General features: G+C 69.6%; 13 protein-coding genes. 5 read left to right on the top strand and 8 right to left on the bottom strand.

Going from position 1 to position 12,638, the window contains the following annotated elements:
• Positions 1–59 precede the first annotated feature (59 nt).
• From AB0N89_RS02830 to AB0N89_RS02815, 4 genes are all read right to left on the bottom strand, one after another.
• The gene (locus tag AB0N89_RS02830; RefSeq protein ID WP_364199502.1) at positions 60–1,829 is read right to left on the bottom strand and encodes an alpha/beta hydrolase; all 1,770 of its coding nucleotides are present in this window, start codon (positions 1,827–1,829) and stop codon (positions 60–62) included.
• A 169-nt stretch (positions 1,830–1,998) separates the two neighbouring features.
• On the bottom strand, positions 1,999–2,454 hold the full coding sequence (locus AB0N89_RS02825; RefSeq protein ID WP_364199500.1) for a flavodoxin family protein: 456 nt from the start codon (positions 2,452–2,454) through the stop codon (positions 1,999–2,001).
• 81 nt (positions 2,455–2,535) lie between these two features.
• Positions 2,536–3,435, bottom strand: coding sequence for a serine hydrolase (locus AB0N89_RS02820; protein WP_364199498.1), 900 nt, complete (start codon positions 3,433–3,435; stop codon positions 2,536–2,538).
• Positions 3,432–4,313, bottom strand: a complete 882-nt coding sequence (locus tag AB0N89_RS02815) for a LysR family transcriptional regulator (RefSeq protein ID WP_364199496.1) — start codon at positions 4,311–4,313, stop codon at positions 3,432–3,434. Before AB0N89_RS02815 ends, AB0N89_RS02820 begins: the two co-directional genes overlap by 4 nt.
• A 101-nt stretch (positions 4,314–4,414) precedes the next feature.
• On the opposite strand from AB0N89_RS02815, the gene bla reads away from it, so the two are divergent.
• Entirely contained in the window at positions 4,415–5,311 is an 897-nt protein-coding gene (gene bla / locus AB0N89_RS02810; protein WP_364199494.1) for a class A beta-lactamase, read from the top strand.
• Between the two features lie 50 nt (positions 5,312–5,361).
• Here bla and AB0N89_RS02805 read toward each other — a convergent pair whose 3' ends face one another.
• Together AB0N89_RS02805 and AB0N89_RS02800 are read right to left on the bottom strand one after the other, a co-directional pair.
• Positions 5,362–7,236, bottom strand: coding sequence for a Calx-beta domain-containing protein (locus AB0N89_RS02805; RefSeq protein WP_364199492.1), 1,875 nt, complete (start codon positions 7,234–7,236; stop codon positions 5,362–5,364).
• A 363-nt stretch (positions 7,237–7,599) separates the two neighbouring features.
• Entirely contained in the window at positions 7,600–8,076 is a 477-nt protein-coding gene (locus AB0N89_RS02800; protein WP_364199490.1) for a MarR family transcriptional regulator, read from the bottom strand.
• Positions 8,077–8,140: 64 nt separating this feature from the next.
• Between AB0N89_RS02800 and AB0N89_RS02795 the strand changes: the two genes are divergently transcribed.
• The 3 genes from AB0N89_RS02795 to AB0N89_RS02785 all read left to right on the top strand — a co-directional run bounded on the left by AB0N89_RS02795 (position 8,141) and on the right by AB0N89_RS02785 (position 10,004).
• The gene (locus AB0N89_RS02795) at positions 8,141–8,587 is read left to right on the top strand and encodes a Rid family hydrolase (protein ID WP_364199488.1); all 447 of its coding nucleotides are present in this window, start codon (positions 8,141–8,143) and stop codon (positions 8,585–8,587) included.
• Between the two features lie 91 nt (positions 8,588–8,678).
• Positions 8,679–9,074: an ATP-binding protein gene (locus AB0N89_RS02790; RefSeq protein ID WP_364199486.1), complete on the top strand. Its 396-nt coding sequence runs from the start codon at positions 8,679–8,681 to the stop codon at positions 9,072–9,074.
• A gap of 12 nt (positions 9,075–9,086) precedes the next feature.
• Positions 9,087–10,004, top strand: coding sequence for an LD-carboxypeptidase (locus AB0N89_RS02785; protein WP_364199484.1), 918 nt, complete (start codon positions 9,087–9,089; stop codon positions 10,002–10,004).
• A 2-nt stretch (positions 10,005–10,006) separates the two neighbouring features.
• Here the strand turns inward: AB0N89_RS02785 and AB0N89_RS02780 are convergent, their stop codons facing one another.
• Positions 10,007–10,927, bottom strand: a complete 921-nt coding sequence (locus tag AB0N89_RS02780; RefSeq protein ID WP_364199482.1) for a chlorophyllase — start codon at positions 10,925–10,927, stop codon at positions 10,007–10,009.
• A 135-nt stretch (positions 10,928–11,062) separates the two neighbouring features.
• Positions 11,063–11,965 (bottom strand): NmrA family NAD(P)-binding protein, encoded by a 903-nt coding sequence (locus AB0N89_RS02775; RefSeq protein ID WP_364199480.1) that lies wholly within the window; start codon positions 11,963–11,965, stop codon positions 11,063–11,065.
• A 97-nt stretch (positions 11,966–12,062) separates the two neighbouring features.
• Between AB0N89_RS02775 and AB0N89_RS02770 the strand changes: the two genes are divergently transcribed.
• On the top strand, positions 12,063–12,623 hold the full coding sequence (locus tag AB0N89_RS02770; RefSeq protein WP_364199478.1) for a helix-turn-helix domain-containing protein: 561 nt from the start codon (positions 12,063–12,065) through the stop codon (positions 12,621–12,623).
• Positions 12,624–12,638 lie beyond the last annotated feature (15 nt).

Genomic DNA, 12,638 nt, shown 5'->3' with positions numbered 1-12,638 from the left:
AAGAGGCTCCCGCGAACCGGATCGGCTCGCGGGAGCCTCTGTTCCAACGCCGTCGGGGACTACGCGTTGGCGGGCATCCCCTTCTCGTCGGCCTGCGGCGTGGCGGTGCCTTCGAGTAGCTCGCGGACGATCTCGTTCGCCTTGCGGACCTGGGGCGTGATCATCTTGATCTTGATCTTCCCGTCGTGCCCGAGGTTTCCGCCGACCTCGACCGTCTTGTCCTCACCCGGCAGGGGCAGGCCCTGGCAACCGGTGAACTTCTTCTTCGGCGTGAGACCGGTCTGGAAGTAGGCGACGATCGGGTCGTCGACGCAGTCGGTGTTGTACGGGAAGATCCCGTGGCTGCCTTCGTTGTCGACGCTGATCATCTTGGCGCCCGGCAGGCCGTTCGCGGTGGCGAGCGCGCCCTCGTACGGCGTCGCCGCGTCGAGTTCGGTCTGCGCGATCAGCAGCTTCGGGAAGGTCTTCGCGTCCGGTGCCGGCTTGGCGTTGGTGGTCGGCCAGAACGCGCACAGCGGCGCGCCCGACTGGGCCATGATCGGCGCGATGAACGGCGCGTTCACGGTCAGGTCGGCCTGCCAGTAGGTCCAGTAGTGCAGGTTCTGGTTCCACTGGCCGTCCTGGCAGCGGATCGCCTCGAACGCCGCGTCCCAGGTCTCGACCTCGGCGCCGCCCTGGTAGGAAGCCTTGCGTTCCACCGAGTCCTTCTTCGCGATGGCCTCCAGCGCGTTGCCCTTGGCCTTGGTCAGGAACGCCTTGTTCGCGTCGGTCAGGCCGGGGGTGGTCAGGGCCTTGGCGACGACCTGTTCGAGCTTCTCCGCGTCGGTCCCGGTGGGCGCCGGTCCCTTCGCCAGCGCGGCCACCATGGAGGCCGCCGACGGGTACTGCGTGGTGTCGTACATCGCCGGGATGATGAACCAGGCGGCGTAGAGCATGCCCGCGAACTCCCGGGTGCCACCCGCCTTCTCCCAGTTGCGGCGGATCTCGAGCGGGTCGGTGCCCGCCTTGTACTTGGCGTCGTTGCGCGCGACGTAGGGCAGCAGCGCCTCCTGGAACTGGCGGTCACGGCTGCGGGGTTGCAGGTCCCAGGTCTTCTCCAGCGTCGAGCGGCTCGCGTCGGTCGACGAGTCGAGCAGGAACCGGTGCGCCTTGCCCGGGAACGTGGTCGCGTACCAGGTGCCGAGCCACGTGCCGTACGAGTAGCCGATGTAGCTGGTCTTCTTCTCGCCGAGCAGCACCCGGATGAAGTCCATGTCGTACGCGGTCTGCTCGGTGGTGATGTACTTCGTCAGCGGGTTCTTCAGGCAGCCCTCGACCTTCGCCCGGCTGATCACGTTCTGATCCGTGCTGTCCGGAACGGTGTAGCTGCAGGTCAGCGGGGTGCTCTGGCCGACGCCGCGGGGATCGAAGCCGACGAAGTCGTATTGCGAGGCCAGCACGGGGCTGCGCATCGCCATCGCGGCGCCCCACGGCAGGCCCTCGCCGCCGGGCCCGCCCGGGTTGACCAGCGCGATGCCCTGCCTGCCGGTGCCGGGGTAGGCGGTCGCGGTCTTGGAGACGCGGACGCCGATGGTGTTGCCGTCCTGCGGGTTGTGCCAGTCGCGCGGCACCTGGACGGTGGCGCAGGCGAGCCCCTTGACCTTCTTCAGTTCGGCTTCCGTCGCCGGCGCGACCGAGGGGAACGAGCACTCGCCCCAGGCCACGGCCTGTTTGGTCAGCGCACCGGCGAGCGCGGCGGTGTCCGGGTCGGCCTTGACCGCGGGTGCCGCACCCGCGGCGGGAGCCAGCACCAGGCCCGAAGCCAGGAACGCGCCGGCGACGACGGCCACCGTGCCTCTCCGTGTCTTTCTCGTACTACTGATCACCATGAACCCTTTCGACAAGGAGCCCCCTACGTCCGTACGAGAAGTAAAGACGGGTGATCAGCTTTCCCACACGGCCCGGAGCTGGCGGATACCCGACATGGCAGGATCTCGACACCGAGCGGTGGTATCGCTTTCAACCACCGAGACCTTCGGCGAACCGTCGCGCGGCCTCGAAATCCGCCGTCCCGGGACGGTCTTTGCGGATCCCGCCGACGAGTTTGAACGGAGGCCAGGTGTCGAACGCCCGGCACGTGAACGTGCCCACGACGTCGAACCCCTTCCGGCCGAGCGTCTCCGCGAAACGGCGGGTGTAGCGCCGGAACGGCGGCTCGGGCAGGCCGCTCGTGGTGAACACGAACGCCTTCCGCCGCTGCTTCTCCGGCAGTTCCCGGACAAACCGGCACAGGCGCGGATGGAGCTCCAGGTTGAAGATCCCCGAGCCGAATCCCACGAGGTCACAGGCGTCGAGTTCGGCCGGGTCGACCTCCTCGGGGCTCACGACCCGCGCGTCGAGCGCCTTCGCCATGATCCCGGCGATCCGCGCCGTGTTGCCGTGGGAAACCGAAACGCACACGATGACGACCTTCATGCCGATCCTCCTTTTCGCCGGTGCTTTCCCCTAGGAACCGGGCAGAAACGGAGTTCGTGACAACGGGCGCGGTGGCGCCCGTCACGCCCGCAGGTGATCGCGGAGCGTCCGCGCCACGCGGGCCATCAGCACTTCGGCCTCCGGCTGGATCGCGGCGGGCACCCGTGACGCGGTCAGCGCGGCGATCGCGAAGACCCCGCCGTCGGCGTGTTCGACGACGCCGACCTCGTGCCGCATGTTCAGCACGGTGCCCGTTTTCGACGACCAGGTCGTGGCGTCGGAGACGAAGTCGGGGCTCAGCCGTTGACGCAGAAGGTTGAGGCCCATGAGTTCGCGCACCCTCGCCGCCACCTCGTCGTCCACTTTGGACGGCTTCCAGAGCGCTTCGAGGAGGTTCACGAACGCGCGGGCGGAACCGGAGCTCGCGCGTGTGACGTCGAGCTGGGGAACGGGATGTCCTTGCCCGGTGGTGCCCGCGTTGATCGCGAGCGCGTGCGCGAGGTGGACGTCCGCGGTGTCGAAGCGCTCCGCGGGAGTGTCGCTGAGGTCGGCGACCGGATGCCGCGCGGTGATCCCGGAAACACCCCATTCGCACGTCATCCTGGTGACTTCCGCGGGCGATGTCAGCGAGAAGAGTGTGTCCGCCGCCGTTTCGTCGCTGATGGCCATGGTGAGGTAGAGCAGGTCGTCGATCGCCACCCTGGCCGGATGCCGGAACCGGGTCAGCCCGGTCGGCCCCGGCGCGGTGGCCCGTCCCGGCTGGACGTCGATTCGCGCCGAGCCGTCGAGCTCTCCCCGGCGGATCCGCTCCAGGGTCGCCGTGGCGAGCGGGATCTTCACCAGCGACGCGCTCGGGAACTCCAGTTCGGGATCGATGCCGACCTCGTAGCCGGTCCGCAGATCCCGCACCAGGAACGAGCCCCGCAAGCCGCCCTCGTCCAACTCGGCGCGCAAGCGCAGGAGCAGTGTCTCCGTGTTCATCTCTTCCCCTCCGCGCCGAGACACCGGGCGATGTCGGACCACAAGCGTGCCCGGATCCGCTGCGCGTCCTCACCCGGCCCCGCCGCGATCTCGTAGCCGCGCGCCAGCCGGATCTCACCGATGGGCCGCCACACCAGGCCGAGTTCGGCGGCCTGAGCCGTCGAGCACAGCAGCAGGTCGTCCGAGCCGAACACGGCCGCCGCCGCGGCGGTGAGCGAATCGGCGACGGAGACCTGCGCGGGCCGCAGTCCCACCGAATCACGGACCCGGAACAGGCGATCCCGGATGTGCGGCACGTCGTCCTCGGGCTGGATCCAGACCCGGCGCGCCGCGCCACCGGATCGCCCGACCCGCAACGTCTCCAGGTGCAGTGACCCCGACGGCGATCCTCCGGTGCCGGCCGCGCCGAGGATGACCTTCCACGCGCCCTCTTCGGCCGGGACGACCATCAGCGCGGCACGAACCTCTTGGGTGCGCACGAGTTCCGCCCGCTCCCGCGGGGAGGCCTGCCGGAACTCCAGGAAGACGTCCAGCTCCCGTGCCGCCGCGTCGAGTTCGGCGAGCTCGCGGATGGCGCAGGTTTCCGGCATCGCGAGCCGCAAGGGGCGCAGTTTGGCGCGCCGCGCGTCGTGCTCCATCGCGTCGGCCAGGGTCACCAGCCGTTTCGCGGACGGCAGCATGTCACGGCCGAACGGGGTGAGCAGGGCGCGCCGGGTGGAGCGGTCGAAGAGCCGCTCGCCGAAATGCCGTTCCAGCGCGGCGATCCGGCGGCTCGCCACCGGTTGGGGGATGCGGGCGATCGCGGCTCCGGCGGTGAAGGTCCCCGCCTCGCTCACGCTCACGAACGCCCGGCAGCTGCCGATCAGGTCCACGACCACATACTATGCGCGATTCGCATGGAACCGGTCATTACTGTCTTGGACGGCATGATCGGCGCTGGCCAGACTGCGGACATCGAACGATCTCGAAAGGAATCACCGTGTCCGTCACTTCCCGCCGGTGGGCGGCCCTCCTGGCGCTCTCGGCCGTGTCCCTCACCGCGTGTTCCACACCCGCTCCCGCGCGGCCGCCCGCCGACGCCCCCACCGCGGTCACGGCCTCCGCCCAAGCCGACTTCGAGCAGCTCGAACGCACCTTCGGCGCCCGGCTCGGGGTGTACGCGGTGGACACCGGGACAGGCCGCGAAGTCACCTTCCGCGCCGACGAACGGTTCGCCTACGCCTCGACGCACAAGGTGTTCACCGCCGGCGGCGTCCTGCGGCGGACGCCGGTCGCCGATCTGGAGCGGACGGTGACCTACAGCCGGAAGGATCTGGTCGCCAACTCGCCGGTCACCGAGAAGCACGTCGCGACGGGGATGCCGCTGCGCGCCGTCATGGACGCGACCCTTCGCTACAGCGACAACACCGGCGGAAACCTGCTCTTCCGCGAACTCGGCGGCCCCGAGGGCCTCAACGCGGTGCTGCGCGGGATCGGCGACACCACGAGCCACGCCGACCGGATCGAACCCGAGCTCAACGACACCTTCCCTGGCGACAAACGGGACACCAGCACGCCTCGCGCTCTCGCCGTCAGCTTGCGCGCCTTCGCCCTCGGCGACGCGCTTCCCGAGGACAAACGCAAGATCCTGGTCGACATCATGCGCGCCAACACCACCGGCGACGAGAACATCCGCGCCGGGGTCCCCGGCTGGCCGGTCGCCGACAAGACCGGCACCGCGGACTACGGGACGCGCAACGACATCGGGGTGGTGTGGCCGCCGAACCGGGCCCCGATCGTCATCTCGGTCCTGACCGACCGGTCCGCCAAGGACGCGAAGATCGACAACAAGCTGCTCGCGCAGGCGACCGCGGCCGCCGTCAAGGTGCTTCCCTGACCCACCGGGCGGACGGGGACTCCCCCGTCCGCCCGGCCGGTCTCACCGGATCAGCGCCGGCAGGGGTTGCCCGCCGGGTGCGCGGCGGTGCCGTGCACGTCGGCCTGGGATTCCGCGAGCACGATCTTCGCGAGCGCGGTGTCCAGCGCGACGGCCTGCTGCTTCACGACGCCGTTCGCCACGGTCTGCCCGTTGAGCTTCAGCGACCCGATGACCAGCGGGATGGTCAGGGGCGCCGAGCCCACCGTGATCGATTCGCCGTTGATCTTCAGCGAGGCGACGTTCGAACTGCCCGCCAGGACCGGGGCGAGCCCGCCCGGCGCGGACTGACAGGTCGCCGTGGCTTGCGACCGGATCACGCCGAGTTCGATGTTCAGCCCGAGCGTGCTGATCACCGTCTTGTCGATCTTCGCCGACGCCAGCGCGCGGTCACCCGCGGCCGGAGCCGCCGACTGGTTGTCCGGCGTGAGATCGGTCGACGCGGTCAGCACCTGGGTCTCCACCTTGATCAGACCCGCGTTGAGCGTCGCGGCGGCGACGGTGCGGCCGTCGTCGGCACACGGCAGGTTCGCCGGGTTCGCCTGCGCCGCGGTCACGCCGAGGACGTTCGCCGCGGTGCCGGTACAGGAGAAGACGCCGTCACGGTCGTCGTCGACGATCGTGCCGACCCCGGTCGGATCGACCAGCCCGGCGCCCGACGGGGCCGAGAGGTTCACCGTGAACGTCTCGTTCGGCTCGTCGACGGTGTCCGGGTTGACCAGCACGGTCACCGGTTTGGCCGTCTGGCCGGGGGCGAACGTGACGGTCCCGCTCGCCGGCGCGTAGTCGGCGGGCGCGGTCGCGGTGCCGTTGGCGGTCGAATACTGGACCGTCACCGGATTCGGGCTGGGGCCGCCGAGCAGGGACACGGTGAAGGTCGCCGGCACCTGCGCGCCGCCCGAGCCCTCGTCGACCGACACGTCGTTGATGCTCAGCCCGAGCACGCGCACGGTCGTGTTCTCGACGTATCCCCGCGAAACGCCGTCGACCTGATAGTCGACGACACAGTGGTAGGTGCCGGGCGCGGCGCTCGCCGACGCCTTGATCGTCTCGGTGAACGTGGCGACATCGCCACTGGTCACCTTGACGCTGCCGGGGTCGTTGGTGACGGTGAGCTGCGGGTCGCAGCTGGTCACCGTCGGGGTCACCGTGACCTCGATGGACTTGATGCCGGCGAGGATCGCCTGGGAGACCTGCCCGGCGGGGACGTTGTTCAGCAGCACACCGCCCGTGGCCGAGGTGATCGCGGAGGCCTGTCCGCCGGAGTCGAGCGCCCCGACGTTGACGGCGACCACGCGGATCTTCGCCGCCTGCAACGCGGCGATGGTCTGGGCCAGGGTGTGCCCGCCGCTCGGGTCGTGCGACGGCGCGTCGCCGAACCACGCGATGATGCGGGTGCCGTCGGGCCGGAAGTCGACCGCGCCGGTGGCCAGCTGATAGAGGGCGTTCAGGTTCGCTTCGGGCGTGTCCCCGCCGCCCGAAGCCACCCATTGGTTGATTCCCGACTGGACGGCGGCGGTGTCGCCGGTGATCCCCTGGTTCACCTTGAACGGCACCGAGTCGGTGAAGTCCTTGTACTCGGCGACGCCGAACTGCGCGGTCGGCTGCGCGGCCAGCACGTCACCGGTGATGGCGTTGGCGTTCGACCGGACGTTGCCGATCGGCCCGCCCATGCTGCCCGTGGTGTCCGCGAGCAGGACGAGATCGGGGTTCGGCGGCACCGCCGAGGTCGTCACGTTCTTGGTCACCGTCGTGCTCTGCCCGGCGTTGAGGGTGAGATCGACGGTGGCCGGGTCCACGCCCGGCGGGGCCGCGGCCGCGATCCCGGTGGACGCGAGCATCGCCGTCACGGCGGTCAGGACGACGAGCAGTGGTCTTCGTGACATGGATTTCCCTTTCGAGACCCGACACAGGCCGGAATTCCTGTGAGCTTCCTGAGAAAGACGGAAGAGACCGTATTTCGTTAGCGCATTGCGCGAACGTCACCCGGAGCGCCCCATGTCAAGCTGCTCAACGGGTTGTTACCGCGAATCCGGTCTACTGGAACCATGTCCGAGTTGCGCCAGGAAGTGGAAAAATCTCTGGCACACCTCACTCACGAGCGTGAGAAAGACCGCCGATTCCTGCTTTTTCCGTGATCGCGCCATGGTGGGAAATTCGATTTCAGGCGGGTCTCGGCGGGCGAACATGCACCGAATGTCGCAACGCCACGGCCGGCCGAGACCGTGACGAGACCTGCTCCGGACCGCCTAGGCCAGGTCGACCGGCCGCGTCCGCAGCTTCGCCGCGATCCGGGCCAGCGCCGCCTGGTCCTCCGCCGTCAGCGGCTCGAGAACCAGGTCTCGCACCGAGCGGACATGGGTGGGCGCCGCCGCGACGACCACGTCGTAGCCGTCGTCCGTCAGCGTCGCGAGGGTGTACCGGCCGTCCTCGGGATCGGGCGTTCGTTCCACCCACCCCCGCTGCTCGAAGCGTTTGACCACATTGGACAGCCGGGAGAGCGAGCCGTTGGCGAGGTAGGCCAGCTCGCTCATCCGCAGCCGCCGTTCCGGGGCCTCCGAAATATGACTGAGGGTCAGGTACTCGAACAGCGTCAGCCCGGCGTCACGCTGAAGCGGCGACTCGAGCCGCCCCGGCAGCAGGAGGACCAGGGAGACCAGTCCGGTCCACGCCTCCTTCTCGGCAGGGGTCAGCCACAGCGCTTCGTCCGGGTCCGGGGTGGCCATGGCGGAACCTTACCGACAACCGCACGACTTCACACGTGAAGTCAAATCGTGTTACGTTGACTTCATGCATGAAGTCAACGAGAAGACCGCCACCACCCAGCCGCAGTTCTTCGTCACCCCCGGCCACGGCGAACGACTCCTGCCCGAGATGCGCTACAGCCAGGCCGTGCGCGTCGGCGACCGCGTCGAGATCTCGGGACAGGGAGGCTGGGCCGGCGACTTGCCCTTCCCCACCTTCCCCGAAGACCTCGAAGCCGAGATCGTCCAGACCTTCGAGAACGTCGAACGCGCCCTCGCCTCCGCGGGCGCCACCTGGCGCGACGTCATCGCCGTGAACTCGTACCACGTCCCGGAATCCCCCGGCTTCATCGGCGAGACCCACAACCGCGTCATGGTCGAGCAGTTCCGCGAGCGCATGGGCGACCGCGCGCCGATCTGGACCGAGATCGGCGTCCCGGCGCTGGGCGCGCCGAACATGCGAGTGGAGATCAGGGTCACCGCGATCGCCTGAGATTCCCGCGTGTGAACGCCGTGCCCCTTGGGTACTACCCGAGTGCGCCCATGCTCTTGGCCCAGCTGGGAAACCCGCTAAGGAGACACGCGTGGGTACTACGGGAACACGGCAAGCTTACGAATTCGCCACGGGCAGCGCCCCGCCCTTGGGAGAGGTCCGGGCCTGGCTCCGGGATCAGCTGAGCGAGGTCGGACGCATCACCATCGCGGACACCGAACTGCTGACCACGGAACTGGTGACCAACGCGCACGAACACGCGGACGGCGTCGCCGAACTCAGAGTCTTCGTCGCTTCGGACCGGGACGTGGTCCGCGTCGAGGTCGACGACCGCCGTCCGCACCTGCGGCCCCGCAGGGTGACCAAACAGGACCCGACGACCCCCCACGGGCGAGGGCTGGCGATGGTCGAGGCGATCAGCACCGAATGGGGTGTGGACACCGGCACGGGCCACAAAACGGTGTGGGCGGAGATCCCCGTCCTCTGACACGATCACCCGGTGACGGCTTCGCGAAGCACGCTGATCGCACCGATGCCACGGCCGGGTGACCGTGTCCGCCTCGTCTCCCCCGCCAGCTTTCCCAGCCGCGAGCTTCTGGCCGAAACCGCGGCGACGCTGGAAAGCTGGGGGCTCGTGGCCGAAATCGGCGCGCACGCGCTCGACCGGTGGGGCTACATGGCGGGCCGTGACGAGGATCGGCTGGCCGATCTCGACGACGCCTTCCGCGATCCCGGGGTCCGCGCGGTGATCGCCACCCGCGGCGGCGCGGGCGCGTACCGCATCGCCGACGACATCGACTTCGCCGCGGTCCGGGCCGATCCCAAACCGGTGGTCGGTTTCAGCGACATCACCGCCCTGCATCTCGCGCTCTGGCACCACTGCGGGCTCGCCGGAATCCACGGCTACCTGGCAGGCGCGCGCTCCTCGGCCGCCACCAGGCGGCTTCTCATGACCGGCGAGACCGCCGTCCTGCACCGTGATCCGCGGGCCACGACCGTCGCGGCCGAGGTGCCCGGCACGGTCACCGGCGAACTCGTCGGCGGCAATCTCGGCACCGTCGCCCACGCCGTCGGCGTCGAATTGCCGTCGCTGGCGGGCACGATCCTGTTCCTCGAAGCCGAGCGGACCATCGGCCTCGGGCAGATCGACCGGCAATTGACCCAGCTGATCCGGTCCGGCGCGCTCCGGGGCGTACGCGGTGTCGCACTCGGCCGGTTCCCCGGATTCGAGGACTACACCGATCGAGGCTGGACCCTCGTCGACGTCTTCCAGGACCGGCTGGGCTCGCTGGGGGTCCCGGTGCTCGGCGGGATCGATGCCGGGCACGGCCCCGATCCGCTCTCTCTGCCACTGGGACCGGCCGCCGTCCTCGACACGGAGGCGGGAACGCTCACCGTCGAACCGGCGGTGCGCTGAACCTACTTCGTCTCGACCCGGCCGAGCGTGAGTTCGTCGCACGCCGCCTGCCAGGCGGTGTCCCCGGGGTAGAGCTCGGAACGAAGGTACGCCCAGGTGAGGTGCTGCACCGCGGCCACGCGCTCGAGGTTCTCGTCCGTCGTCTCGGCGACGTCGTAGCCCGAGATCCCGCCGAGTCCGTGCTCCGCGCCGAACAGGGTGAGCAACGTTTTGCGGCCCGGGGAAAGGAAGTACGGATCGGCGTGCCACTCCGGGCCGCGGACCGTCAAATGCTCCGAAGCGTCCTTGTCCCCGGCGACGACGAGCGCGGGCGTCGTCATCGCGGAGAAGTCCGTGCTGAGGAAGAAGGAATAGTTCTCGGCCACGAATCCGGTGACGGCGTCGCCGCCGCGACCGGGTGCGGCGAGCAGGACGCCGGCGGAGATCCGCGGCTCGGCGAGGTCCACTTCCTCACCGCTGCGGGAATCGACATAGCGGGCACCCAGCAGAAGGCTCGCGGTGTGGCCGCCCATCGAATGACCGGCCACGGCGACCTTGCTCCGGTCCAGCCTGCCGCGCAGCTGGGGAACGGCGGCCTCGATCTCGTCGAGCCGGTCGAGGATCCTGGTCATGTCCCCGGCCCGGGATCGTTGGTACAACGGCGCTTCCGGATCGCCGGGCGCCAGGTTCAGCGTCCGCGAGCTCAGATGGGTGGGCTGGATGACGACGAAACCGTGCGCCGCCCAGTAGTTCACGAGCGGGGCGTAGCCGTTGAGCGACGAGAGATGGTTCGAAGGGCCTTGGCCGTGCGACAGCAGGATGACCGGCAGCTCGCTCCCGGTCGTGGGCGCGGAAACGCGCAGCTGCAGGTCCACGGCCCGATCCGGCGTCGGCAGCACCACCGGGGCGACCGAGAGGACCGGCGTGAGGGTTGTCGCGCTCATGATGAATCTTCCCCTTGTGTGACGGCACCGCGCTAAGCGGAGCACTGTTCCGTAAACATACGGAGCAGCGTTCCGCTTTGTCAAGCTCCGCCGGCCTCGCCCGCGAGAACACGCGCGTGCCTCGACGATCACGCACTACACCAGGTATTTCCTCGCCCAGGCTTCGAAACCCGTCAGTGGGATGCCGAGTTCCCGCGCGTACTCCGGCCGTCCGGGCTGGCCGACGACGTTCAGCCATTCGTGCGAGGCGCCCATCGGCGGCATCCCGGCGGCGACGGCCTGCCCCACGGTCATGTCCGGCGCCGCCAGCGGGACGCCCAGCGCACCGGACAGGACCTCGGCGATCTCCGTCATGGTCAGGAAGTCGCTCGCGAGTTCGAGTTCGACCCCGGTGAACCGCTCCGGTTCGGCGACGGCCGCGGCGGCCGCGGCGCCGATGTCGTCCACAGCGGCCAGGGAGAGGCTCGTCGACGGTTTGATGACGCTCACGAGGCCGCCGTCGACGCCGCGCGGGAACAGGAACTTCATGTCGGGCAGGAAGTTCTCCATGAAGAAGCCCGGCTTGAGCAGTGTCCACCGCGGGAAGTCAGCCTCGCGGAGACGGTCCTGGATCGCGGCTTTGGCGCCCAAGGTGGGCTCCATCGAGGCCCAGCGGCCTTCGGCCCAGCCGGGTGCCTCGACATGCCGACCGGCCCCGGACACGGAGGTGTGCACGAACTGCGGCACCCCGGCCGCCTTCGCCCCCTCGATGAGGTTGACACCTTGAGTCACCTCGCCTGCGAAGTCGAACCCTTCCGCGCTCACGCCGGGCATCTGCACCGAGAAGACGGCGCGGGCACCTTTGGCGGCCCGGATCACGGAATCGACGTCGTGGAGATCGCCGGCGACGAGTTCGGCGCCGAGTGCTTCGACGGCTTTCGCCCTGGCCGGGTCGCGCACCAGCGCGCGGACGGGAACGCCCGCCGCGAGCAGGGCACGGGCGGTCGCACCGCCCTGCCTGCCGGTGGCGCCGGTGACCAAAACGGGTGCTGAGGACATGCTCGCTCCTTCGGGCAGCTAAACGGCGGGGCCCGCCGTTTATTGTCCGCTACGATATGGCGGGGCCCGCCACTTATGCAAACGCCGAGGTGAAGACATGTCCGACGGCCGACGCGCCGACGCACGGCGCAACTACGCGCACATCCTCGCGGTGGCCGAGGAGGAAGTCGCGACCCACGGCTCAGGCACCTCGCTGGAGCAGATCGCCCGCACCGCGAACGTCGGTTCGGCGACCGTGCGCCGCCACTTCCCCAGTCGCCGGGCCCTGCTGGAGGCGGTCTCGGCGAAACGGATCGCGGCGCTGTGCGCTCGCGCCGTCGAACTGACCGGCGAGGACGACAGCCGGAAAGCGCTCCTGACCTGGCTCGACGAGGTCGTCTCCTACTGTGTCACCGCCCGCGGTCTGGCGGCCGCGCTCTCCTACGACGAGACCGGCCCCGCGCACGAGAACTCCTGTTCCACCGCGATCGAGGAAGCCGGGGATCCGCTTCTGCGGCGGGCCGCGCGGGACGGCGTGGTGGCGCCGGAGGTCACCGTCGCGGATCTGATCACACTGATCGTCGGCATCGTCCTGGCCACCGAGCACCACCCGGACCCCGCCGCGCGGGCCGACCGGCTGTTCCGGCTCGCCGTGGCGGGCCTGAGCCCCCGGACGTGAAAGGGGCCGGAGCGC

It is taken from the genome of Amycolatopsis sp. NPDC089917, assembly GCF_040684635.1.
Lineage (GTDB): Bacteria > Actinomycetota > Actinomycetes > Mycobacteriales > Pseudonocardiaceae > Amycolatopsis.
Note: the sequence above shows the minus strand (reverse complement) of the source record. Positions and strands in the feature narration are given on the sequence as shown.

What these genes read in the sequence shown, in the direction of transcription:
- AB0N89_RS02775 (WP_364199480.1), bottom strand. Translation starts at nt 11,965, where the DNA reads ATGTCCTCAGCACCCGTTTTGGTCACCGGCGCCACCGGCAGGCAGGGC.
- AB0N89_RS02780 (WP_364199482.1), bottom strand. Translation starts at nt 10,927, where the DNA reads ATGAGCGCGACAACCCTCACGCCGGTCCTCTCGGTCGCCCCGGTGGTG.
- AB0N89_RS02805 (WP_364199492.1), bottom strand. Translation starts at nt 7,236, where the DNA reads ATGTCACGAAGACCACTGCTCGTCGTCCTGACCGCCGTGACGGCGATG.
- AB0N89_RS02795 (WP_364199488.1), top strand. Translation starts at nt 8,141, where the DNA reads ATGCATGAAGTCAACGAGAAGACCGCCACCACCCAGCCGCAGTTCTTC.
- AB0N89_RS02800 (WP_364199490.1), bottom strand. Translation starts at nt 8,076, where the DNA reads ATGGCCACCCCGGACCCGGACGAAGCGCTGTGGCTGACCCCTGCCGAG.
- AB0N89_RS02770 (WP_364199478.1), top strand. Translation starts at nt 12,063, where the DNA reads ATGTCCGACGGCCGACGCGCCGACGCACGGCGCAACTACGCGCACATC.
- AB0N89_RS02825 (WP_364199500.1), bottom strand. Translation starts at nt 2,454, where the DNA reads ATGAAGGTCGTCATCGTGTGCGTTTCGGTTTCCCACGGCAACACGGCG.
- AB0N89_RS02820 (WP_364199498.1), bottom strand. Translation starts at nt 3,435, where the DNA reads ATGAACACGGAGACACTGCTCCTGCGCTTGCGCGCCGAGTTGGACGAG.